The sequence below is a fragment of the Ruegeria sp. BHSB056 genome, assembly GCF_059613305.1.
Genome location: NZ_JBXWSG010000001.1, coordinates 58,594 through 81,490, shown reverse-complemented (window position 1 = coordinate 81,490; position 22,897 = coordinate 58,594). Strand labels below are relative to the sequence as shown.

The 22,897-nt window shown below is 56.2% G+C and carries 23 protein-coding genes; 15 read left to right on the top strand and 8 right to left on the bottom strand.

Annotation, left to right across the window (positions count from 1 at the left end; translation table 11 throughout):
• Nucleotides 1-63 precede the first annotated feature (63 nt).
• The 3 genes from AC2FND_RS00435 to dusB are packed head-to-tail and all read right to left on the bottom strand — an operon-like array spanning nt 64 to nt 3,499.
• Entirely contained in the window at nt 64-1,431 is a 1,368-nt protein-coding gene (locus AC2FND_RS00435; protein WP_209503762.1) for a response regulator, read from the bottom strand.
• Entirely contained in the window at nt 1,431-2,519 is a 1,089-nt protein-coding gene (locus AC2FND_RS00430) for a two-component system sensor histidine kinase NtrB (protein WP_209503761.1), read from the bottom strand. The genes AC2FND_RS00435 and AC2FND_RS00430 overlap by 1 nt, the downstream gene beginning before the upstream one ends.
• Entirely contained in the window at nt 2,516-3,499 is a 984-nt protein-coding gene (gene dusB / locus AC2FND_RS00425) for a tRNA dihydrouridine synthase DusB (RefSeq protein WP_496767251.1), read from the bottom strand. Before dusB ends, AC2FND_RS00430 begins: the two co-directional genes overlap by 4 nt.
• 181 nt (nt 3,500-3,680) lie before the next feature.
• On the opposite strand from dusB, the gene AC2FND_RS00420 reads away from it, so the two are divergent.
• The 4 genes from AC2FND_RS00420 to AC2FND_RS00405 all read left to right on the top strand — a co-directional run bounded on the left by AC2FND_RS00420 (nt 3,681) and on the right by AC2FND_RS00405 (nt 7,161).
• On the top strand, nt 3,681-4,811 hold the full coding sequence (locus AC2FND_RS00420) for a bifunctional 2-C-methyl-D-erythritol 4-phosphate cytidylyltransferase/2-C-methyl-D-erythritol 2,4-cyclodiphosphate synthase (RefSeq protein ID WP_496767249.1): 1,131 nt from the start codon (nt 3,681-3,683) through the stop codon (nt 4,809-4,811).
• Entirely contained in the window at nt 4,808-5,305 is a 498-nt protein-coding gene (locus AC2FND_RS00415) for a phosphatidylglycerophosphatase A family protein (RefSeq protein ID WP_480919649.1), read from the top strand. The genes AC2FND_RS00420 and AC2FND_RS00415 overlap by 4 nt, the downstream gene beginning before the upstream one ends.
• Nucleotides 5,302-5,769 carry a CinA family protein gene (locus AC2FND_RS00410; RefSeq protein WP_496767248.1) on the top strand — a complete coding sequence of 156 codons (468 nt, stop codon included), beginning with the start codon at nt 5,302-5,304 and terminating at the stop codon, nt 5,767-5,769. Before AC2FND_RS00415 ends, AC2FND_RS00410 begins: the two co-directional genes overlap by 4 nt.
• A gap of 210 nt (nt 5,770-5,979) precedes the next feature.
• The gene (locus tag AC2FND_RS00405; RefSeq protein ID WP_496767247.1) at nt 5,980-7,161 is read left to right on the top strand and encodes an ammonium transporter; all 1,182 of its coding nucleotides are present in this window, start codon (nt 5,980-5,982) and stop codon (nt 7,159-7,161) included.
• 125 nt (nt 7,162-7,286) lie between these two features.
• Here AC2FND_RS00405 and AC2FND_RS00400 read toward each other — a convergent pair whose 3' ends face one another.
• Genes AC2FND_RS00400 through AC2FND_RS00390 form a run of 3 tightly spaced genes read right to left on the bottom strand, consistent with a single transcriptional unit; the run spans nt 7,287 to nt 9,927 of the window.
• A complete protein-coding gene (locus tag AC2FND_RS00400) occupies nt 7,287-8,585 on the bottom strand; it encodes a sensor histidine kinase (protein WP_496767245.1) in 1,299 nt (432 codons plus the stop codon).
• 56 nt (nt 8,586-8,641) lie between these two features.
• Complete coding sequence (locus AC2FND_RS00395) at nt 8,642-9,301, bottom strand: response regulator transcription factor (RefSeq protein WP_209503754.1); 660 nt, start codon at nt 9,299-9,301, stop codon at nt 8,642-8,644.
• Nucleotides 9,302-9,339: 38 nt separating this feature from the next.
• A complete protein-coding gene (locus AC2FND_RS00390) occupies nt 9,340-9,927 on the bottom strand; it encodes a PepSY domain-containing protein (protein ID WP_480504953.1) in 588 nt (195 codons plus the stop codon).
• A gap of 209 nt (nt 9,928-10,136) precedes the next feature.
• Here AC2FND_RS00390 and AC2FND_RS00385 point away from each other — a divergent pair, with 209 nt between their 5' ends.
• Complete coding sequence (locus AC2FND_RS00385) at nt 10,137-11,183, top strand: hypothetical protein (protein WP_496767244.1); 1,047 nt, start codon at nt 10,137-10,139, stop codon at nt 11,181-11,183.
• Nucleotides 11,184-11,419: 236 nt separating this feature from the next.
• Here the strand turns inward: AC2FND_RS00385 and AC2FND_RS00380 are convergent, their stop codons facing one another.
• Nucleotides 11,420-11,605 (bottom strand): hypothetical protein, encoded by a 186-nt coding sequence (locus tag AC2FND_RS00380; protein WP_209503751.1) that lies wholly within the window; start codon nt 11,603-11,605, stop codon nt 11,420-11,422.
• Nucleotides 11,606-12,070: 465 nt separating this feature from the next.
• Nucleotides 12,071-12,571, bottom strand: coding sequence for a helix-turn-helix transcriptional regulator (locus AC2FND_RS00375; RefSeq protein WP_209596537.1), 501 nt, complete (start codon nt 12,569-12,571; stop codon nt 12,071-12,073).
• Nucleotides 12,572-13,434: 863 nt separating this feature from the next.
• Here AC2FND_RS00375 and AC2FND_RS00370 point away from each other — a divergent pair.
• From AC2FND_RS00370 to AC2FND_RS00325, 10 genes are all read left to right on the top strand, one after another.
• Nucleotides 13,435-13,599: a Flp family type IVb pilin gene (locus AC2FND_RS00370; protein WP_267367933.1), complete on the top strand. Its 165-nt coding sequence runs from the start codon at nt 13,435-13,437 to the stop codon at nt 13,597-13,599.
• A 135-nt stretch (nt 13,600-13,734) separates the two neighbouring features.
• Nucleotides 13,735-14,694 (top strand): Flp pilus assembly protein CpaB, encoded by a 960-nt coding sequence (gene cpaB / locus AC2FND_RS00365; protein WP_496767242.1) that lies wholly within the window; start codon nt 13,735-13,737, stop codon nt 14,692-14,694.
• 8 nt (nt 14,695-14,702) lie between these two features.
• Complete coding sequence (locus tag AC2FND_RS00360; RefSeq protein WP_496767240.1) at nt 14,703-16,241, top strand: pilus assembly protein TadG-related protein; 1,539 nt, start codon at nt 14,703-14,705, stop codon at nt 16,239-16,241.
• A gap of 13 nt (nt 16,242-16,254) precedes the next feature.
• The gene (locus AC2FND_RS00355; protein ID WP_480898211.1) at nt 16,255-16,752 is read left to right on the top strand and encodes a TadE/TadG family type IV pilus assembly protein; all 498 of its coding nucleotides are present in this window, start codon (nt 16,255-16,257) and stop codon (nt 16,750-16,752) included.
• On the top strand, nt 16,749-17,396 hold the full coding sequence (locus AC2FND_RS00350; RefSeq protein WP_267367915.1) for a TadE/TadG family type IV pilus assembly protein: 648 nt from the start codon (nt 16,749-16,751) through the stop codon (nt 17,394-17,396). The genes AC2FND_RS00355 and AC2FND_RS00350 overlap by 4 nt, the downstream gene beginning before the upstream one ends.
• 38 nt (nt 17,397-17,434) lie before the next feature.
• The gene (locus AC2FND_RS00345; protein WP_496767237.1) at nt 17,435-18,622 is read left to right on the top strand and encodes a CpaE/TadZ family protein; all 1,188 of its coding nucleotides are present in this window, start codon (nt 17,435-17,437) and stop codon (nt 18,620-18,622) included.
• 12 nt (nt 18,623-18,634) lie between these two features.
• On the top strand, nt 18,635-20,023 hold the full coding sequence (locus tag AC2FND_RS00340) for a TadA family conjugal transfer-associated ATPase (RefSeq protein WP_348540371.1): 1,389 nt from the start codon (nt 18,635-18,637) through the stop codon (nt 20,021-20,023).
• On the top strand, nt 20,020-20,988 hold the full coding sequence (locus AC2FND_RS00335; RefSeq protein WP_209596543.1) for a type II secretion system F family protein: 969 nt from the start codon (nt 20,020-20,022) through the stop codon (nt 20,986-20,988). Before AC2FND_RS00340 ends, AC2FND_RS00335 begins: the two co-directional genes overlap by 4 nt.
• 13 nt (nt 20,989-21,001) lie before the next feature.
• Entirely contained in the window at nt 21,002-21,994 is a 993-nt protein-coding gene (locus AC2FND_RS00330; RefSeq protein ID WP_496767235.1) for a type II secretion system F family protein, read from the top strand.
• A 148-nt stretch (nt 21,995-22,142) separates the two neighbouring features.
• Complete coding sequence (locus AC2FND_RS00325) at nt 22,143-22,820, top strand: orotate phosphoribosyltransferase (RefSeq protein ID WP_209596545.1); 678 nt, start codon at nt 22,143-22,145, stop codon at nt 22,818-22,820.
• The last annotated feature ends 77 nt before the right edge of the window (nt 22,821-22,897 follow it).

Genomic DNA, 22,897 nt, shown 5'->3' with positions numbered 1-22,897 from the left:
TACCGCCATATATCGTGATCTTTTCCCGACAGATGCCGGGATGCCACGGTTTGTGTGGCGATATTACATCAGCTTGCGGCGCCGTGTCACCTGTATATCGAGATCTGTAATCTTTTTTCGCAGCGTATTTCGGTTAATCCCCAGTAAATCAGCACATTTTGCCTGGTTCCCACCAGTTGCATCCAGTGCGATTTCGATCAGCGGGGCCTCAACCTCACGCAAAATCCGCTGATAAAGGCCCGGCGGCGGCAAAATATTGCCGTGCAGATCGAAATACCGTCGCAGGTGACGCTCGACCGAGGTTGAAAGCTTCTCGCGTTCGCCGCCGCTCAGAACAGGCGCAGCCTCGGGCTGGCTGCCCAACACCATTTCCACCTCGGCCTTCGAAATCTCATCTGCCCGGCTGGTCAGCCCCAAACGGCGAACGGCGTTTTCCAGTTGCCGGACGTTCCCTGGCCATGAATAGCGCCGCACCAACTCAACCGCTTCCGGGCTGAGCCACCGCTTGTTTCCGCTTTCCTTCTCTTCCCGGGCCAGGAAATGTTCGGCCAGCAGTTGAATATCGTCGACCCTTTCACGCAACGAGGGCACGTGGATCGTTGCCCCGCACAAACGATAGTACAGGTCCTGACGGATACGGCCGTTTTCCATTCCATCGGTCAAGTTTGTCTGGCTGGTTGCCATGAAACGCGGAACATGATCGCCGGGCGTATCCATCATACGCACCACGCGGGCTTGAATTTCATCGCCGATATCCGCGATTTCATCTATCAGCAGCGTACCGCCACGCACCCGCGCCATCACGCGGGCCGGGCCCTCCAGATCGCTTAGGTCGGCTGCGGTGACTGTGACAAAGGGTAATGTACGCCGGTCCGAAAAGTCGTGAATTGCCCGGGCAATCAGCGACTTACCCGTTCCGCTTTCACCCGAGATCATAACCGGCAGGTCGGTGTTCATCACGCGGGCGACCAACCGATACAAAGCCTGCATGACTGGCGTGCGGCCGACCAGCGGCAGCTCATCCGGACGCTCACCACCTGCCTGTATGGGCTCCGGCTGTGCGCGCTGCTTCTGATCCAGCGCCCGCGCCGTGCGTTTCATCAAATCCGGCAGGTCAAACGGTTTGGGCAGATAGTCATATGCGTCAGCCTCAGCCGCCTGAATCGCGGTCATGATCGTGTTTTGCGCGGAAATCACGATAACCGGCAATCCAGGGCGATCCTTTGCGATCTTCGGCAGCATTTCCAGACCGTTGCCATCAGGCATGACAACGTCCGAGATCACCACGTCGCCTTTGCCTTCGCCGACCCAACGCATCAGGGTGGTCAGCGAAGACGTTGCGTGCACCTTGCATCCGGCCCGCGTCAGCGCCTGAGTCAGAACGGTGCGGATTGTGCGGTCGTCATCCGCAACCAGTACGGTGCCATCCATCAGGTGCTCTCCTTCTTGTGCTCTGTTGCATCTCGCGGCGCGCGGCGCAGCGACAGTTTGAAAACGGTGCGGCCGGGCACGGAGTCGGCCGAAATCCAGCCGTCATGGTCGGAAACGATCTTGCTGACCAGCGCCAGTCCCAGACCGGTGCCGTTTTCCTTGCCCGACACGAACGGGTCAAAAATGTCACCGCGGATATCCTCGGGCAGGCCCGGACCGTCATCGATGATCTCGATCTGCAACGGCAGGGAATGACCCGATCCATCACTTCGGCGCAGGCGGAAGGAATGTTCGAAATACGTGCGCAGACGGATTGTTCCGCCCTGAGGCCCCGCGGCCTCGGATGCGTTTTTCAGCAGGTTCAGAACCACCTGAAGAAACTGGTCCGGATCGCCATAGGCCAGCGGCAATGACGGATCGTAATCCTCGATGATTGTCATATCCGCGCCAAATCCCAGCAGCGCGGACCGCCTTGCACGGTCCAGTACATCGTGGATATTGACCGGCCTGAGGTCCGGTTTCTGCAAGTTGCCGAATTGCTCGACCTGTTCCAGAAGCTTCACGATCCTGCGGCTTTCGGCCACAATAAGGTCTGTAAGTTCAAGATCCTGTGACGAAATATTCATGCTCAGCAGTTGCGCTGCACCGGTAATCCCAGCCAGTGGGTTCTTAATTTCGTGCGCCAGCATCTCGGCCATGCCAATCGCCGACTGCGCCGCTGACTTGACCGTGTTGCCCAAGGTCATCCGGCCCGCCAGTTCACGAGGCGATATGATCATGATCATCGACCCCGGATGCCCGACCAGAGGCGCGATTTGCAACGCACATTGCAAGGGTGCACGATTCCCAGAACCCGCATCCACGTCATTAACGAACAGTGGCGTGCCTTGCGACCGGGCGCGCAGGAATGCTTCCTCAAGCGGCGCGTCAACGGCGATCTGGTCCCATACCGGATGCCCGATTACCGACCGGCGCGAGGCATTCAAAAACCCCTCGCCCGCCGAATTCACATCTGCGATGCGGTCGTTTTCATCAATAATGAAAGCCGGAACCGGCAAAGAGTTCCAGATGTTGGCGTTGGAGTTCATGCCGCCGCCTCGCCCGTTTCGGCAAGTGCATCCCCAAGAAGGCGCAGGACATCATCCGTGTTGCGCGACGTCAGAACCGCCCGGCGCAGCGGCGCAGGGGTTGCGGCCTGATCCATATACCATCCCAGATGCTTACGGGCGACACGCAGGCCCAGATCGGCACCGTAGAACCCCAGCATCGCCTGATAATGCGTGCGCACCATGTCGATCAGGTCATTCCCGACCGGAATACCCGGCGCATCCGCCCCGTAAAGGTCGTGACTGATCTGCGCCAGAAGCCAGGGTTTACCCTGCGCGCCACGCCCGACCATGACCCCATCTGCACCAGATTGTTCCAAAGCGGTTCGTGCGGCAGCTGTGTCTACAATATCTCCGTTCGCAATGACCGGAATCGACACGGCCTGTTTCACGGCCTGGATCGCGCTCCAGTCAGCGCGCCCCTTGTAGAACTGGCATCGCGTGCGTCCGTGGATCGTAACCATCTGAACGCCTGCCTCTTGTGCACGGCGCGCAACCTCGGGGGCATTCAGCAGGGTGTCATCCCACCCCAGACGGGTTTTCAATGTCACCGGAACGTCAACTGCACTGACAACGGCCTCGATCAGCGTCAGTGCGTGGTCCGGTGTTTTCAGCAGGGCCGAACCGGAATACCCATTTGTTACCTTCTTGGCGGGACACCCCATGTTGATGTCGATCACCCGCGCGCCCCGATCAGCAACCTGACGCGCGGCCTCGGCCATCCAATGCGCCTCGCGCCCTGCCAGTTGCACAGCCGTGTTTTCCACATCGGCGGACAGTTCGGCGCGCTCCCGCACTCCAGGTTTGGCCTGCACCATCTCCTGACTTGCGACCATTTCGCTGACGACCATGCCGGCACCAAAGCGCATAACCAGATCCCGAAACGGGCGATCTGTGATTCCGGCCATCGGGGCCAGCAAAACCGGCGATGTTACGAATTTGTCAGCGAAGCGCAAAGTCAACGTGCTTAATCCTTGGGCAGTTGCAGTTCTGATATCGAATTCCACGCATATGAACAACAAAACGACGCGCAACAAGCCCGCAAAACCATCATCTGCCTATTTTTTAATCACTAGACCATAGGTGATTGCCACTGCAATCACCGCCGCCTAAACAAACGCAACAAAATGGAGGGCGCGCTGCATGACCACAGCTGCCATCATAGTCGCCGCAGGCCGCGGCATGCGCGCAGGGGGCGACGTCCCAAAACAGTGGCGCAGCCTTGCAGGTCGTCGCGTGGCAGACTGGACAATCGATCGGTTCCGCGGACAGGTCGCTCATATCGTTCTGGTCTTATCCGACGAAGACACTCTGGTCTGGGAGGAGTTTCGTGATACCGATCTGATCCTCGCCTCGGGCGGCACAGATCGCACGGGTTCTGTACGCAATGGTTTGAAGGCCCTGGCGCACCTCGACGTGAAGCGCGTCCTGATTCATGACGTTGCCAGACCTTGCGTTTCGTCGCGCACCATTCAGGACGTCTTGCACGCATTGGATGCACATCAGGCCGCGGCCCCCGGACTAGCGGTGACTGACGCCTTGTGGATAGGACAAGACGGGGACGTGACAGGCACGCAAGACCGCAGCAACCTGTTTGCGGCACAGACACCGCAAGGCTTTCATTATGACACCATCACCGCCGCCCATGCGGCGCATCCGGGCGGTGCTGCTGATGATGTTGAGGTTGCACGCGCTGCGGGGGTAGATGTCTGCATCGTACCGGGCGATGCGGACAACCTGAAGATCACTCGCCCCGAGGATTTTGCCCGGGCGGAACGCATCATGGGAATGGATATGGATGTAAGACTTGGCAACGGCTATGACGTGCACCGGTTTGGCGACGGGGATCATGTGGTCCTTTGCGGTGTGAAGGTTCCCCATGATCGCGGGTTGCAGGGGCATTCGGATGCGGATGTCGGGATGCATGCTGTAACCGACGCGATTTATGGCGCATTGGCGCAAGGCGATATCGGACAGCATTTTCCTCCCTCGGATCCGCAATGGAAAGGTGCCGCCAGCGAGATCTTTCTGCGTCACGCGGTCGAACTGGCCGGACAGATGGGGTATCGTATCTCGAACGTGGATTGCACGCTGGTCTGTGAATATCCGAAGATCGGCCCACACGCCGCTGTCATGCGCGAAGAAATGTCCAAAATCATGGGCTTGCGTGCCGATCAGGTCTCGGTCAAGGCCACCACGTCCGAGCGTCTGGGCTTCACCGGTCGCAGTGAAGGCATCGCATCGATTGCGACGGCCTGTCTGGTGAAATCATGAACGCGGCGCAGTTGATTGGTACCGTTGGCGGTGTCGGATATTTGCGCCCTGCCCCCGGCACCTGGGGTTCGCTGGCCGCGCTGCCGATGGCTTGGGGCCTGCACACGCTGGGGGGATTCCCATTGCTGGCAATCGCGACACTGGTGGTGTTCGCAGGCGGCCTGTGGGCCACGCGCGTGATGACCGACGGTCAGGACGATCACGACCCGTCGGAAATCGTTATTGATGAGGTTGCAGGCCAGTTCATTGCACTCTGGGCGATCTCATATCCGTCCTGGGCGCATGGGATCGACATAACCGCCCTCTGGCCCGGTTGGGTTGCCGGGTTTGCCCTGTTCCGCCTGTTCGACATCACCAAACCTGGCCCCGTCGGTTGGGCAGATCGTCGCGGCGATCCTATGGGAGTGATGCTGGACGACGTGATTGCGGGTATTCTCGCAGCCATTGGTGTGATGGTTCTGGCAGGCATCGCACACGGGGTTTTGGGCCTATGAACGTGCCCGACCTGCTGAACCGCGCCAAAGCGCAGGGCGTTATGATCGCCACAGCGGAAAGCTGCACCGGCGGTATGGTCGCTGCGGCCCTGACGGATATACCCGGCAGTTCGGCTGTCGTGGATCGGGGTTTTGTCACCTATACCAACAGGGCCAAGCAGGACATGCTGGGTGTGTTGGCAGAAACACTGGAGGCTTTCGGCGCAGTGTCCGAGCAGGTCGCTCGCGAAATGGCCGAAGGCGCATTGCGCAACTCACAAGCGCAGCTTGCCGTCGCGATTACCGGCATTGCCGGGCCGGGCGGGTCTGAATTTAAACCCGAAGGGCGCGTATGTTTCGGACTGGCCAGAGAAGGCCGGGAAACCCGGAGTGAAACGATTGAGTTTGGCGCGCAAGGGCGGGATGCGGTGCGCCGCGCCGCGCGGGACCATGCGCTGGCGTTACTTCTGACTGCACTTTCATAACACGCACGATTTTTAGGCATTATCTGCCCATAGCCGCCAAAACTGTCATCACTTGAACAAAAGGCGACAAAACAGGCGCTCAATTCGGGTGTTGCCTCTTTTTTCCTCACCTGCCCTCCGCTTCAAGGCTCTGCACAAACACTCACTCGAGCCCGGAGCGTTGTCAGATGACCTGCCCGGGAAACCATGCAGGGAAAAGGAGAGCGGCCCATGAATGGAGCCGATACAGCCTGGATCATAGTTGCTACAGCACTGGTCCTTTTTATGACGTTGCCGGGGCTGGCCTTGTTTTACGGCGGGCTTGTACGTGCCCGAAACGTGCTCAGCGTTTTTATGCACTGCTTTGCCATTGCCTGTTTGATGAGCATTCTGTGGCTGGTCGCCGGGTACTCCATCGCCTTTGGGCCCGGTGAAAGTGGGCTTTGGGGTGGTTTGGGCAAGGCTTTCCTCAACGGTGTTGATGTGGACAGCCTTGCTGGCACTCTACCGGAAATTCTGTTCTTTGCCTTTCAGATGACCTTTGCCATCATCACCCCGGCCCTGATCGTGGGCGCATATGTTGAACGGGTGGGCTTTGGCTTTGTGCTGACCTTCTCGGCGCTGTGGATGCTGCTGTGCTATGCGCCAGTGGTTCACTGGATCTGGGGCGGTGGAATGCTGGCCGATGGAGGTATTTTGGGCGACATTGGCGTGCGTGATTTCGCGGGCGGTATCGTGGTGCACGAAACCGCTGGTCTGGCAGCCCTGATCATCGCCGTCATCCTTGGCCCGCGCCGCAACCGCACGACCCCGCCGCATAATCCCGGCTATGTCATGGTCGGCGCCGCGATGCTGTGGGTCGGCTGGTTCGGCTTCAATGGCGGTTCGCAACTGGCCGCGGACGGAGGCGCTGCGATGGCGATGACCGTTACCCACCTGTCCGCCGCAACCGCGTCACTGACATGGGCGCTTTGGGAACGCATCCGCTTTGGCAAAGCCTCGATGGTGGGTCTTGTCACCGGAACAATTGCAGGCCTGGCCTCGATCACGCCGGCTTCGGGTTTCGTCGGTCCGGTTCAGGCCCTGATCATTGGCGCGGTGGCCGGTGTTCTGTGTCAGGAAGCCGTCAGCATCGTGCGCAACAAGCTGAATATCGACGACACGCTGGATGTGTTCGCCGTGCATGGTGTCGGCGGTATCTTCGGCACGCTCATGATCGCCCTGTTTGGCCTGGGAACCTGGACCGCGCAGTTGGGCGGGCTGATTGTCGTGGGTGCCTTTACGGCAGTTGTCACGTTTGTGTTGGTCAAACTGGTTGCACAGATCACGCCACTTCGCGTAGACGCCGAGACCGAGACAAATGGCCTCGACCTCTCGGTACATGGCGAGCGGGCCTACGACATGAGCAGTTAAGCCCACCTTGGCTGCCCATCGCCCGTAAGGGCAAAAGCGGACCTGTCACGGGTCCGCTTTTCTTGTTTTCGCGTCTTGTCCACGTACGACACACCCAAAACACCCTGAACCTTCAGGGCAAATGATCAGCCTGACGCAGGATGCGCGTTGGTTCCCTTCGGAATTACTATCCGGCATTCCAGACCGCCAAGCGAGTTGGATGCACCCAGATCAAGTCGACTGTCATAGGCCTTCAACAAATCAACCGCGATGGCCAGCCCAAGGCCACTGCCCGAGACAGAGGTATCCAGCCTCCCCCCCGATCGCAGTGCCTCGCGGTGAGCGTCCTGAGGAATTCCCGGACCATCGTCGTCAATCACAACTTCAATCCCGTTCTGGGTTCTCCCAGCCGTCAAACGGACCTTGTGTTTGCACCATTTGACCGCGTTATCCAGCAGGTTGCCCAAGACTTCTTCGATATCCTGCGCGTCCATTCGCACCCAAAGACCGGAGTCGCGTTCAATTTCCAATGACTTTCCTTCGCGCTCGGCCATGGTCGTGAACAGACGCGCCAGTCGATCAATCGAATGAGACAGATCGGTACGAGAATGGGTCAAGTCCGCAGTATTCAGCGCCCGCATTCGGGCAAGCGACCGGCCCAGCTGCGCGTCAATACGGTCGAGAGCTTCCACAGCGGTTTCCGTAGAACCTCCCGCTTCGGACAACAGCAACAATTCATTGCGCATGATCGCGGTAGGTGTTTTCAGGGCATGGGCCAAATCTGCCGCCTGACGACGTGATCCCGATACAATTTCCCGGTTTCGGCGCAAGAGCTGGTTCAGATCCTCGACCAGAGGAGAGACCTCTTCAGGATAATCACCCGGTTTAAGGTCTTCGTCCCGATCCCAACGGTGCGCCACATCCGAACGCAGCTTTCTGAGTGGTGTCAGGATGATTGACGTCAGAAGTAGCGATCCAACGACACCGATCAGACCGACCAGCGCAAAAACCGGAAGCAGGCTTTGTTGTGCAGCGCGACGTTCCGCCACAAGCTGGGCCTGACTTTCGGCAACGCTGACCCCCCAGACCGTACCGTCCTCATAGGTAATTTTCTGAAAGGCTCCTCGTAAATCTTCGTTTTCTAGACCACGAGTATTCCAAAGCGTCGTTACATCAGGGGTGCCAAGGGGTTCGGCGATGACTCCGTCGAACAGGGAAGCCGACGTAAAGATTTCGCCTTCGCTGTTGCTGACTTGCCAGTATCGGCCAGAATACGGTGTGCCATAGGCCGGATCGAACATCAGATCGCGCAGCGCATCCGGGTCATGGGTCGTGACGCTCAACCCAACGACCAGTTGCGTGTGACGATCAAGCAATGCGGTATCAAACCTGTCTGAAACGCGGGCATTGATGAACGAGAACACGGCCAGCGTACCGACACCCACTGAAAGGGCACCCGACGCGGTCCCCCCCAGTAGAGCCCGTTGACGCAGGGATAACATCAGGCGGAGTCGATCATGTATCCGCGGCCCCGAATCGTTGTGATCAGATCAGGGCCAAGTTTTTTGCGCAGACGGGTTATGAAGACGGCAATGGTGTTCGAGTCCCTGTCTCCATCGTATTCGTAGATATGCTCTGACAGCTCAGTCCTTGAAATCATACGCCCAACATTGTGGGCGAGATACGTGAGAACAGCCAGCTCCTGCGCAGTCAGGTCGATTGGTACACCATCCGCCGTTACACGCCCGTTGCGGGTATCCAGAACAACATTTCCCATTTCAACCACGGGATTCAACTGTCCGCTCTGCCGCCGCAGAATGGCGCGGACCCGCGCTGCCAGTTCGGGCATATGGAACGGCTTGGTCATGTAGTCGTCCGCGCCTGCGTCCAATCCGTCGACCCTTTCGCTCCAGCCATCGCGGGCCGTGAGGATCAGCACCGGGGTCTTGATGCCCGCGCTGCGCCATTCCCGCAGAACTGAAATGCCGTCGCGTTCCGGCAATCCAATATCGAGGATAATCATGTCATAAGGTTCTGTTGCGCCGAGATGCAAAGCTTCTAGGCCGCTGTTCACAATGTCCACGACCCGACCTTCAGCGTTCAACAGTTTCTTGATCTGCTCGCAAAGGTGCGGCTCGTCTTCTGCCAGTAAGACTCTCATACTTGGGAATTATAGGCGCGCGAATAGCAGTTTAACCATTACTTTTTGCCACCGCCGTTGCCGCCACCGTTTCCACCGCCGTTGCCGCCAGAATTGCCACCACCGTTACCACCGCCATTGCCACCACCGTTACCACCGGAGTTGCCGCCGCCGCTACCTCCGGAGTTGCCTCCGCCATTGCCACCAGAGTTGCCGCGACCGCCACCGCTGTTCCCGCGGTTGCCGCTTTGACCGCCATTTGCTTTGGCTGAAGACTTGCCTTGAGATCTTGCATTGGCCGAGTTTCCAGGCGCAGATTTTGCCGCTTCCGAGATTTGTTTTCCGATTTTGGACCTGTTGGAAACGACGACGCCGGTTTTTGCGTTAACAATAACACTGACAATCTTCCCGTTCGGTTTTTTGACCAGCACGCGGTAGTAAACTTTGTCGGCCTGAAAAGCACGCGCATCAATGGGCGTGCCGCCAAAGACCTGCTCGACCCCTTTGATGACTTTTTGCAGACGGATTGCGTTGCCAGACGTTGTCGCTTTGCGCAGCTCTGCCTGCTTCAGCTCACGAACGGCTGAATTGCCTTCTCCGGGCTGGAGAAAGACAATAAGAAACATGATGGTTAAGAGCTTTCTCATCTTCGGCACTCTTTACTGCGCAACCACCCACACAATCTACCGATTTCAACATGAACTGGGGATGAACGACCAGTTTGGCGTAGGTTCAATGATGATCGGGTTAGATAGCACCTGTCAGATCTTGATTCCGGCAAGCGGTTTGCCTGTGTGCGAATCTTGGAAAACTATATCGGACCACTGAAACACGCCTTCGATTTACGAGGAACGCTATGAAAACCAATATGACCGGCTTGCTGAAAGCCTCTGCACTCGCAATCGCAATGTTAGGCTCCACCGCAATTGTTGGCGCGATTGCATTTCCTGACGTGGCTTATGCAAAAGATGGCAAAGGCGGCGGTAATGGAAATGGCGGTGGTAACGGCAACGGCGGTGGTAACGGTGGTGGCAATGGCGGCGGCAAAGGAAACAGCGACAATGCCGGAAAGGGCAAAGGCGACAGCGGCGGTAATGGCGCGACCAAAGGTGGTGGTTCGAAATCCGCCGGCAAGGCAGGGCGCACAACCTCTGGTGCAAAGGGCTCGAAGTCAAAAACCTCGAAGGGGAAATCGTTCTCTTTGAAAGAACTGTTTACCGGTAAGAAGTCCAAGAAAACTCAGACCAAAACTGCACCGGCCGCGCACACGAAAAAACCTAAGGTTCAGATCGAGGAAACAGACCTGACCGAGACCCGCAAGAAGGGGAATAAACTGGCTGCCGCGCTGGGCGTCCACCCTTCGGAACTGGGCGCACTGAACGCAGCCAACGCAAGTGAGAAGGCCCTTCAGAACGCCGCCCCGAATTCGCGCGTCGGTCGCATCGCGAATTATCGCGATACCGTTCTGGCTGGCGAAAGCATCCGCGCAGAACTTGCTGAAAAACAAGAGCTTCTGGATGAGATGACTCCACCAGATCGTTCCAGTGAAGAAATAAACGACGACCTAGAGGATGCTCTGGCCGATGTTCAGGAAAAGCAGGACATCGTTGATGATCTTGAACAGCAGCTGGCCGACGCGGGAGGCACCGATCCTGATATCGAGGACGCCCTTCAGGCAGCAAACGATGATCTGCAGGCTTCAAAAGACACGGCAGACAACCTGAATGCCGAAAAACAGGCCGCCTTGGAATACGAGGAAGCCGTGCAAGACGTCGAAGACCTGGCAGATGCCGTTGAGAACCAAGCTCTTAACGAGCGCGCGGCACTGGAAGACGCAGCGAACAAACCGGTCACCGATGAGGTTGAGGCTGCTGTAAAGTCAATGCTTGGGCTGGATAGCTAACGGCTTTTGTCCTCGTTCTTAGGAAGTGGGCAAAAGACCGGGCCAGCTAAGTGTTTACCAGCCGTTTGGCTGGCCCGACTTTCTTAAAAAGATACCGGTCCACCAGGGTGCTTGGCACGTATGTCCTTCGCAAGTTGGCATTGGAACTTGAAAAAAGATTAAGCCCGCTCCATTTCGGAGCGGGCTCTAATTTTCCTGACCTTGTTGATCTGGAAGCCTATCGGACGTTCTGATTTTCAGAAGTCCCGGTTCGCCTCTTCAAGTCGCTTGTTATTAACAATTTCCGATAGTGCATTTTCGATAGGAGGGAAGCGACTGCTGCTCGAATTCGTATTGTTTGAAACTTCACCGTTCATGACGGGATCTTGGGGTTGCATTGTCGCACATGCATACGGCGCAACCTCAATAGCAGTCTTGATCATGCTGTTCCCCTTCCATTCAACCGGACGTGGTTTGCCCGGCCTGTGCGATCAGTATGCCCCGAACCAGTTGAACACTCAGAGAATACATTGTTCACATTATGTTAATGTTGTCGCGAAATCATGAACAACGACTAAGTAATTAACAAAAAAGGATATTATTTCGCCAACAGATACAATCAGGCTGGATGGACAAAAAAATAAAGCACTCTCTCCCTACTCCGTAAGGTTGTTTAACCCAAGCAAAAGCGACATACGTTTATGGCGAGCGAGTCAGGTTTCCTACACCGAAATAGGGGGCAAAATTGCAGCTGACTAGTCGAAAAAAGGCATCCGACGAAATTGCGACGCAGTTCAGCGGTTGTTCGATCTGCGCGGCACCATTAAGGGCGTGACCATGACGGCGGATGGATCCCTTGACAACCAAAACGGTCTTCAGGTCGTCCCGGTAGCAATACATTCGGTTAACTAACCCGCGATCTGAGCAAAACCCCTGTCAGCATCAACGTTTCGGTTTAACAGATGCAAAAGCTCGACCTGGCTCGTCGCCCCTGTCTTGGAAAAAATGGAACTTAGGTGCGAACGAACTGTTGTCGGGCCAATAGACAGAGTCTCCGAAATCGTCTTCACAGTCATTCCCTCTTTCATCATCGCGCACACCCGAAACTCGCATCTGCTAAGGTCGGCCGGATTGTGTGGATCAAGGATCGGGACAAAGCGATTGTTGCTGTTGAATTTGGACCGGTGACTCCGAAGAACCTCGGAACAGGCAGCAACCGTTCCGGGCAAACGTTTGCCCCAGCCAGAAGATAGTGTTGGTGCCAGAGCAGTTAGCAGATCCAGTTCGCAGGCCTGCGGGCGGATACTGTAATGCAGTTCAATGTAATCGACTTGCACCCCAGTTACGTCCAGCGGAATTAGTATAACCTCCACCAGCCCTTCAGGCCTTTGAAGCCGATTGTGGGTCATTGATGTTGTGTCGGAAAACACCAGATCTGATAGTTTCCATACAGAACCCGGTTTCGCAGTTGATATACTATCCCCAATTACCAACTCTGCCTGTGTATGCGGCTGTGAAGGCCAGATTTTTCCCTGCTGGACGCAGCAGCGCGCAATATGCTTGGCTTTCCTATCCTTTTTGGACGTTCTGACAATTAGAACCGCATCAGCGTTTACTAGGCACATTAAACAATTTACAGCCCTTGATAGGGAACCATTACCGCATAGGGCCTGAGTCCACTCAACAACGAAGTTCAGACTCTCCCTCGCCTGAGCGCTCTTTAAGAAACTCACACTCATAACAATTAACCATTCAACAAAACAGACCGACCCAACAAACAGGTTCGGCTTACAACAACAAATTTGAACCCCTCAGGTAGTCTCAGCAATCGGAATTATCAGCTTGTCTGCGGGGCAATATTTTTTGGCAAAGTCTTCGAGTGCAAAATAGTTATTTGTTTTTATTATATTTTTCTTAAATTCATCATCACTAAACCTCGCGTCGCCATCCAGTGAACGCCTAGTCAGTCAGCAGAAATCAACACCCGTCTCGCTCACAATTCCGATCCCACGCCTCTCATTGTTTCCGAAAATAAGCGATTCGGAATTTGTTAATATGTTGTTAATTCAGGGTTAAAAGTATTCGCCCCAAAGAGCATTTTTGTTAGCATGTTTCAATTATAGAGTGTATTTCACTTACCTTTGAAGGAAGGCACCTAAATCCCCCGAACCTATTCTGATCCCCGAGCTAATGCATTTTCGCCTGGCTTGCGCTCAGAAATACAGAGCGCTGAAAACGTCTAACCTATTTGGGGGAAATAATGACTAAATTCATGAAGAAGTTCGTTAAGAATGAAAGCGGTGCGGCAATTGTCGAATATGGCCTGGCTCTTTTGGTCGTGGCGTCGATTGCAGTTGGCGCATTCTCGTACCTGGGCACCACTACCAACACAAATGTGACTGGTGCATGCGCTGCTCTGGGTAGCGCGACCTGCTGACCCAAACACACTTACCAAAATACAGAGCTCTGTGCCGCCGCGCCACTGTTGCGGCGCAGAGTTCACCGCCAGGAATTTCGCGAAAGCAGGACGACCGAAGTTCCATATTTCAGAACGTAATTGTTGGAGAGAGTGATGCGTATCAGGCCAATCATTTCTACACTGTTTGGAATTGCGATAGCGTCCGGTTCCGTTTACCTGGCGAAGGATCACATTCAGTTTAAGACAAGCACTGCCGGTATCTCACCAGATGCCGATCTGGTTGAGATCTACGTGGCCCGATCAGAAATCGCTTTTGGCCAAACGATCGAAGCGCACGACGTCACAATTCACCCCTGGCCGCGCGAGGCGCTCCCGGCCGGAGTTTTCACGGACATTGATGTACTTGTTCCAAACAATCGCCGTCAGCTGCGGCGCGCCAAGGGCCGGTTCTATCCCGGCGAAGTAATGCTTCTTTCCAAGGTTTCGAACTTTGGAGAAAAAGTCACCCTTGTTCAGAAGTTGGGTGAAAACACACGCGCCATGGCGATTGAGGTCGATGCTGTAACGGCCGTGGGCGGTTTTGTTACCCCGGGCGATCACGTTGATATCGTCTTGACCCAAGGTGCCAAGCAGGACCTGCGCGCGGTCACCATCTTGCAGAATATTCGCGTCATTGGCGTGGACCAGCAGTCGGAAGAATTAAGCGATCAGCCGGAGGTCGCCCGCACAATCACGGTGGAAGTGACCCCGCAGCAAGGTCAACGTCTGGCCCTGGCTCAAAAGGCCGGAACCCTGAGCCTGACACTGCGCACCCTGGACAGCGTCGAGGATGAACCCATGGAAATGGTTCGCCTGCGCGATCTGTTGCAGGAAGAAGGGCCGGTAGAAAAGGTTGATATTCAACCCACTGTAAAGCTGCGCCGGGGAACCGAGACCGAGGTTGTGACCATCCAGCGGCAACAGGAAGAAGCGGAACAGGCAACAGAAACTGCGCCCGCCGCCGAATTGCAACCTGATACCCAAAAAGATGCGCTGTTTGCGCCGGCGTCCACGACGCCGCGCGTCAAGCCCCGCATTCGCCCAATCAAAGTCAGTCAGACACCTGGCCAATAAGTTCAGCCATGCGAGCACGTGCAATCATATCCGCATTCGCCCGAGAGGAGAACGGCACCGTCGCGATCCTGTGGGGCACTGCTTTGGTCGCATTCCTTGGGTTCTTTGCGATCACACTGGACGTTGGCCGGTTGAATTCGACACATACAGAGCTTCAGTCATTCGCCGACAACGTAGCTTTGGCCGCAGCAGGAGAGTTGGACGGCCAACCGGACGCGATTACGCGCGCCACAAATGCAGCAGCAAATCTTGTCAGCGATAGCCAGACATTCGCGAACGGGACGACCACGCTTTCAGGATCTTCGGATTATACTCTCCTGTTTCACTCGGCGCTTCCGGCATCGGATCTGACCCCGCTTGGCGCAGATCTTACAACCGATCCACGGAAGGCCAGGTTCGCGCAGATCGTGTTGACACCCAAGTCCCTGACGATGAGCCTGGCTTCGGCGCTGGACAAAATGCTTGGTGGGGCTGGGTTTTCTGCTGCCAGCGTTTCAGCCGAGGCAGTGGCCGGATACTCGAAAGCGGCGTGCGATATCTCACCCCTGATGTTCTGCCTGCCCCCGAACTGGGAATCCACTTTGACTGTGGGCGACCAGATTCTGTTGCGCAGTGGCGGCAACGGAACGGCTTGGGGACCGGGTAACTTCGGCTTTATTGATCTGGCGAATTTTCAAGACAGTTCGGGGGTGTGTGCTGACGAAGGGGGCAATAAACTGGCCTGCCTGATCGCTGCGCAAAGCCAGATCACCCAGTGTGTTCTGACTAATGGTCTGAATACCGAACCCGGCCAGAAGAACGGCATTACCAATGCAGCGTTCAACGTCCGCTTTGACATCTACCGCTCGGTTCTCAACGGTGAGAAGAACAATATCGATTTCGCGCCCGCACCGAATGTTATTAAGGGGATTGAAAGCAACGGTGGCGGCGCTTGCATTCAGGGCAATGAACAGACGACCCCTGATACAACCGGTCTAGGGCGCGATCTGTGCATGACGGCAGGCACCTGCGGTGGAAACAACCGTTTCGGTGACGGCAACTGGGATCGAACCGGGTACCTTAATCGAAACCACGATCTGGCAGATGGGATTGCCGACGGCATCGGCAGCGACACACATCTGCCACCACTGTCCGGGTCGGATACCGTTTTTTCCGGGACGCGGTATGGAATGTATCTGAGGGAAATAGCCTACGGGAACACGAACCCCTACGCGGCACCGAACGCAAATTCCATTCTTGACCCTTCACTTGCCGAAACCGGCCGTCCAATGTGTTCCAGCCAGATGTCCAACGACCCGGCACGGCGCGTTGTAACAGCTGCCGGTATTGATTGCGCGCTGAACCCAGTATCTGGTTCGACAACTGGGGTTCCGGTCACCAAATTTGTTGCCGTGTTCCTGACTGAACCGGTCGGTGATGACGGTGGCTCACCCCCTAGTTTCGACATCCACGGAGAGGTCGTCGGTTTCCCCGATGTGACCAGCGTTGGCAGCGGCGGCAACGGGTTCGGCGGCATCTTTCGCGACGTCGTACAGTTGTATCGGTAGGGGCTGAGGGTTCATGTGTATTCGCCTCAAATCCCCTTTCAAGCGCTTCGCCAAAAGCGACGATGGAGCGATCCTTGTCGAGTTTGGCCTCGTCATGCCGATTATGCTGCTGCTGTTGGCGGTGACATTGGAATCCGCACGACTCATGTGGTCGTACCAGTCGGTCATTGCCGGTGTCCGGGATGCCAGCCGCTATATGTCGCGCGTCACGCCCTCGGATATCTGTTCGTCTGGCGGAACTGTCGCGGGGCTCAGCACAACTTTGAAAGGGATTGTCGAGCGTGACATTCACGGCAACAGCCTGTTTCCACCCAGTATAACCGTCAACTCAGTAACGCCCAGCTTGTCCTGCGTGTCGGGCACGTATCGCATAAACCCGGCACCCGTCGGTCAGGTAAGCGCCAATATCACCGTTCAGTTCCCGCTGGGGGGCATTCTGAAGCTTTTCGGCAGCGGCGCGTCATCGATAACCACCGACGTCGCTGACACATCGCGGATATTTGGCCAATGACACGGTTGCGAAATAACCGCGCCATCTTGCGCCAGGTCGCGGACAAGATGCTGCGCGACCAAAATGGTGGGGTTCTTGTTGAGTTTGCCTTGGTTGTGTCCCTGTTTTCCTTCCTGTTCCTGGCATTGCTGGACTTTGGCCGGCTGTCATACAGCGGAGTGAACGCGCAAAAAGCCGCACAGTTGGCGGCGCGCATCGCTGTGGTGCGCCCTGCGGCCTGTCCGGGTGTGCCACAAACCCACACGCGGGGAACATCCGCGTTGTCCCCTCGCTTTGGCACCCCATGCAGTGCGTCGGCTGGCGTATGTGCCGACCCCGTAACGCCAGCTTGTGTGGGTGACGCCACCAACACCACAGCATCTGAAATCTGGGGGCGCATCAACCCGTTGCTGCCCCCCGGCACGACGATTGACGCCTTGCAGTTTTCCTATGACTTCAATTCCAATCTGGGCTTCCTGGGTGGCCCTTACACACCCATGGTCACGGTTGAGCTGAACCTGAATGATTTTCAGTTCGTGTCGCCGCTGGCCGCGCTTGCAAATGCCGCGGGCGCGACCAGCAGCACAATTCCTTCAACAGCCGGGTTTTCCAATTTCAGCGTTTCGCTGCCTGCCGAAGACCTGGCATCAGGAGAGTCAGGTTAATGGTTAAGAACGTTTCTAGTCTCAATTCACATTCCGTCATGCTTGTATCTGAAAGCGAAACCGTCGCTCAGGTGGTCGCCAGTGCTTTTCCCGCCGGTCAAAATAACGAAATCTCAGAGAATGCGGGTTCGTTCAAAGCGTTGAACGGCACGGCGCGCAATCTGGCATTCAAGCATGACCTGGTTATTTTTGAAATCGACCCCTGCGACGCGGGCGAGGTTCTGGCTGTCAAAGACCTGCTGACCCATCGACAAGACGACACCTTGTTTGTTGCGCTGACGCAGAATGACGTTTCGATCTCGGTCGCCCGCGAGTTGCGGAAAATCGGCATCGACGAGGTTCTGCCCCTGTCCATTGACGAGGATGGGCTGAAAGCCGCAGTAGCAGAAAAAATCTCCTCCCGTTCACTTCCGCAAGGGTACATTCAAAATGGCCCCTCTGCCCTTGGCACGGTGATCCCGGTTGCAAAATCCCGCGGTGGGATCGGAGCGTCGACGGTCGCCGTAAACCTTGCCTGCTCGCTGGCGGGCGGAAAAGGATCATTCCTTAGGAAAAAGGCGAAAAGCCGCGTCGCGCTTCTGGATTTCGATCTGCAATTTGGAAACGCGAACGTGTTTCTGGATCTTGAAGATAATGGAGGATGCCTCCAGCTCATCGAAAACCAGGAAGAGCCGGATGATCATTTCCTGACATCGATCCTTCAGAACCACACGCTCGGCATTGATGTGTTGTGCGCGCCCGCGCCGTTAGTTCCGCTTCAGTCCATACGACCAGGCTTGATCGAAGGGATGCTCGACCTTCTTCAGCGCCGTTACGATTATGTTGTCATCGACCTGCCCTGTGCCGTTGTGGAATGGGTCGAACCCATTTTCAAACGCGCGAACCAACTGGCGCTGGTTACTGACACGACGGTTCCATGCGTTCGCCAGACCCGGCGCCTGATCGATTTCTATCGCGAGGCAAACGTAGCCCTACCGGTCGAGGTTGTCGTGAACCGCGAACGAAAGACGATGATCAAACCCGCACATGTACGCGAGGCCGAAAAAGTGCTGGAAACGAAACTGAAGCACTGGCTGCCGGACAATCCCAAGATTGCGCGAAACGCAGTCGATCTGGGACGACCGATTGTGGACATGAAGCCGCATTCGGACCTTGGCAAGGCTCTGACGAAACTGGCTGCGTCCATGTCCGAAGGCACCCGGCCAGCCACACAAAAAACTGCATAATGGGAGATCGCCGTGTTTAACGAGTACAAATCACGCCGGGCCGCGTCCAAGTCGAATGTGTTGGTTCTGGAACGGCCGATCGAGGTACCAAAGTCCAAGGCAACACCAGAACCGGTGGACGTTGACCTGCAAGCGCATCTGGAGCTTAAAAGCCGTCTGCACAGCGAGCTTCTCGACCGTCTGAACCTGTCTGTGATCGACAAGGTCGAACGGTCCGAACTGAAACGTCAGATCGCCGCGCTGGTTACCGGGCTGATCGAGGCCGAACGCCTGCATTTGCGTTCCGAGGCATTTACAGCCCTAGTTGATGAACTGATTCACGAAGTAATGGGTCTGGGCCCGCTGGAACCTCTTTTGGAAGACCCGACGATCAACGACATTCTCGTCAACTCTTATGATCAGGTCTATGTGGAACGCTTCGGCCTGCTGGAACAATCCTCCGTACGCTTTCGCGACGAACGCCATCTGCTTCGGATCATTGACAAGATCGTCAGCCGGGTCGGCCGCCGTATTGATGAATCCCAGCCATGGGTCGATGCGCGTCTGGAAGATGGAAGTCGGGTCAACGCGATTATCCGCCCGTGTTCGGTTGATGGGCCTGCGCTGTCGATCCGCAAATTCTCGCGCAATCCTTTGACCATCGACAAGCTGGTCCAGCGGGACAGCATGAACGAACAGGCAGCCAAGCTTCTGGCCGCGCTGGTCGAAGCCAGGCTGAACATTCTGATCTCGGGCGGCACCGGTTCGGGCAAAACAACAATGTTGAATGCCGTTTCATCCTATATCGACGGCAAGCAGCGTATCGTGACAATCGAAGATGCCGCGGAACTTCAGTTACAGCAAAGCCATGTCGTACGCTTGGAAACCCGCCCCCCAAACTCGGAAGGTCAAGGGGTGATCACGCAACGCGATCTGGTGCGCAACGCGCTCAGGATGCGGCCTGACCGCATTATTGTCGGCGAAGTCCGTGGTTCCGAATGCTTTGACATGCTTCAGGCCATGAATACGGGACATGACGGCTCCATGACGACCGTACATGCGAATTCGGCCCGCGATGCGCTCAGCCGGGTCGAACAGATGGTGACAATGCTGGGGGCGGACCTGCCCGTCAGAACCATCCGGTCTCAAATCGCCTCGGCCATTCAGATCGTCCTGCAACTCAGCCGACTGAGCGACGGGACACGCAGGGTCGTCAGCATCTCGGAAATCACGGGCATGGAAGACGATACGATCACGATGCAGGACATCTTTGTTTTCAAGCGCCGTGGCAAGTCTGAGAATGGCGACGTTTTGGGAGAGTTCCTGCCGACCGGCATACGGCCAAAATGCTTCGACCAACTGGTGGCGGCTGGTGTCGATGTGGACACCAACATGTTTATTCACGGGGCGACGGCATCATGATTGACCTTCAGCCCAACATACTGAACATCCTGATCTACGTGTCGATTTTTCTGGGTATTCTGCTTGCCTACGAAGGCGTTCACCAGCTTCTGGCGCGCAAGGAAACGCATGGCGAAGCCAGAAACCGCCGCATGAAACTGATCCAGAACGGGGCTTCGACGGATCAGGTGTTGCAGCTGCTCCGCGATCCCGCAATGATGGCCGCTGGTGAAAAAGCTGGGCTGATTACGCGGTTTCGCCGTCTGCTTGTGCAAGCCGGTTTGGCGGTCAGCCCGATTTGGGTCGTGCTCGCCGTCTCCCTTCTGGTTTTGATGATCTTTTTCGGGGCTTCCCGGTTCCTTGCCCCGGAACTGGCGGTCATTCTGAGCGCTGTGTTCGGCCTCATCGGCCCGGTTATCGTGTTGGTCGCCATGAAAGACGCCCGTTCGAAGAAACTGACGAAACAACTGCCAGACGCGTTAGACCTGATGGCCCGCGGGTTGAAGGTGGGCCACCCTGTTGCAGTGACGGTTGGAAACGTTGCCTCTGATCTGCCGGATCCGATAGGGTCAGAGTTTGGCATCATCAAAGACCAGATCAACTATGGCGATGACGTCGCGACCGCCTTTCACGACTTTGCGCACCGCGTCGGAACAGAGGATGCAAAATACCTTGCTGTAAGTATCGGCATTCAGCATGGAACCGGCGGCAACCTGTCCCGCGTTCTAAGCATTCTGTCCCAGACCATCCGGGACCGGCACACGATGCAAAAGAAGATCAAGGCAATCTCTGCCGAAGGTCGCCTGAGCAGCCTTATCCTCACGATTCTGCCGGTCATCATTTACCTTTCGATCGAGATCTCCACCCCAACATTTTACGGCGACGTACGCAGCGATCCGCTGTTTCCGTACTTCGCCCAAGTGATCATTGGCCTGACAATTGCCCAGGGTTTCATCCTGAAACGGCTGGTTAAGTTCAGATTCTAAAGGGAATTGGGATATGGATATTCTTCAGGACATTCTAAACGATCCGCGCGTCACACCGCAGTTGATCCTGTTGGTCGGAATCGCCCTTAGTGTTTTCTTTGTCTTCATGGGCTTTGCCGGATTTACAACAAGCGAAAACACGGCAGCACGTCGCATGCGCGTTGGGTCGGTTTCACAAGGGCATGGGCAGGATTTTGACCTTATCCAGGGTGACAACAGCGACCCGCACGGGCTGCTGAAGGCCTTTGTCCCGTCGTCAAAACGCGAACGCTCCAAGATCGGCAAGCTTTTGAAACAAGCCGGAATTCGGCAAAAGCACGCCATTCGCACCTATTATACATTTCGGGTCGTCCTGGGATTTGTGTTGCCTGCCGCGTTCGTCGCAACCATGGCTTTGCCAATTGAAACGCAAGTTCAGTTAGGGATCGCCGACCTTTTGCAGGGTGTTACGTGGGTTAACACAATGCAGGTCGTGACGGCACTGATGGTCTTGGGCTTTTATGGCCCGGCACTGTGGTTGCGACGTCGCATAAAGAAACGCCGCCAGGCCATCGAACACAGCCTGCCTAACGCGCTTGACCTGTTGCAAGTCGCCATCGAGGCCGGGCTGGGCTTTGACGCGGCGATGATCCGGGTCTCGCATGAAATGGCTAAGGCAGCTCCGGAAATCTCGCAGGAGTTTTCGGTTCTTCAACTGGAGTTGCAGGCAGGCAAAGAACGTCAGGCCGCCTTTCTGGACATGGCGAACCGGGTCGGTATCGACGAGATGAACTCGTTCGCAAACGCCTTTTTGCAATCCAACCAGTACGGAACCAGCATATCCGCATCGTTACGCCGCTTCGCCACTGACATGCGGCTTGACCGAGAGCTTCGCGCCCAGGAAAAGGCAAACCGTCTGCCTGTGCAGATGTCTGCCGTGATGGCCATGTGCATGATGCCTGTCCTATTGCTGATTTGTCTGGCACCAATGCTGATCCGGTGGGTCAATATGTTCGGGCAAGGGTAACACAGCGACGATGGTGTTCGCATAGCAGTATGCCCGGAAACAGCGGACCTTTGGGGGGTCCGCTTTTCTTTTGTTCCAACAGCTCTCGACTCCGGGCCAAGGGTCGGGCTATCAGCCCGAAACATCATTTCATCGCCGAGGTCCTGCCATGATCCCCAGTTCTTTTCCCGACAGCACTGAAATCGCTCGCCTGACGGCCCGGATGCTGCTGGAGATCAAGGCCGTCCACTTCAACGCGCGCGAGCCGTTCACGCTGGCAAGTGGCCTTCCCAGCCCGACCTATATCGATTGCCGCAAGCTGATCTCCTACCCGCGCATTCGTTCCACGCTGATGGATTTTCTGACTGTTACAGTGATGCGGGACGCGGGTTTCGAAGCCTTTGACAATATCGCGGGCGGCGAAACTGCTGGCATCCCCTTTGCCGCGATGGTGGCCGAGCGTATGGCGCTGCCGATGACCTATGTGCGCAAGAAGCCCAAAGGTTACGGGCGCAACGCCCGTATTGAAGGCGCGATGAGCGATGGCGAACGTGTGCTGCTGGTCGAGGACCTGACCACCGATGGCGGTTCGAAACTGTCCTTCGTCGATGCAATTCGCGAAACTGGTGCCACCTGCGGGCATACGGCTGTGATCTTCTACTACGGTATCTTCCCCGAAACCGAGAAGACGCTGGGCGACCATGGTGTAAAGCTGCATCACCTTTGCACATGGTGGGATGTTCTGGCCGAGGCCAAGGCGCAAAAAGCCTTTGATCAGGAAACACTTGACGGGGTCGAGGCGTTTCTGAACGATCCGCGAGGCTGGCAGGACGCGCGAAAATCGTGATTTTCAGCCTGTGGATGGCTTGGGGATAGTTGATTTTCGAATCGCATCAAAGCACGCCTATCTAGTCAAGATATCCA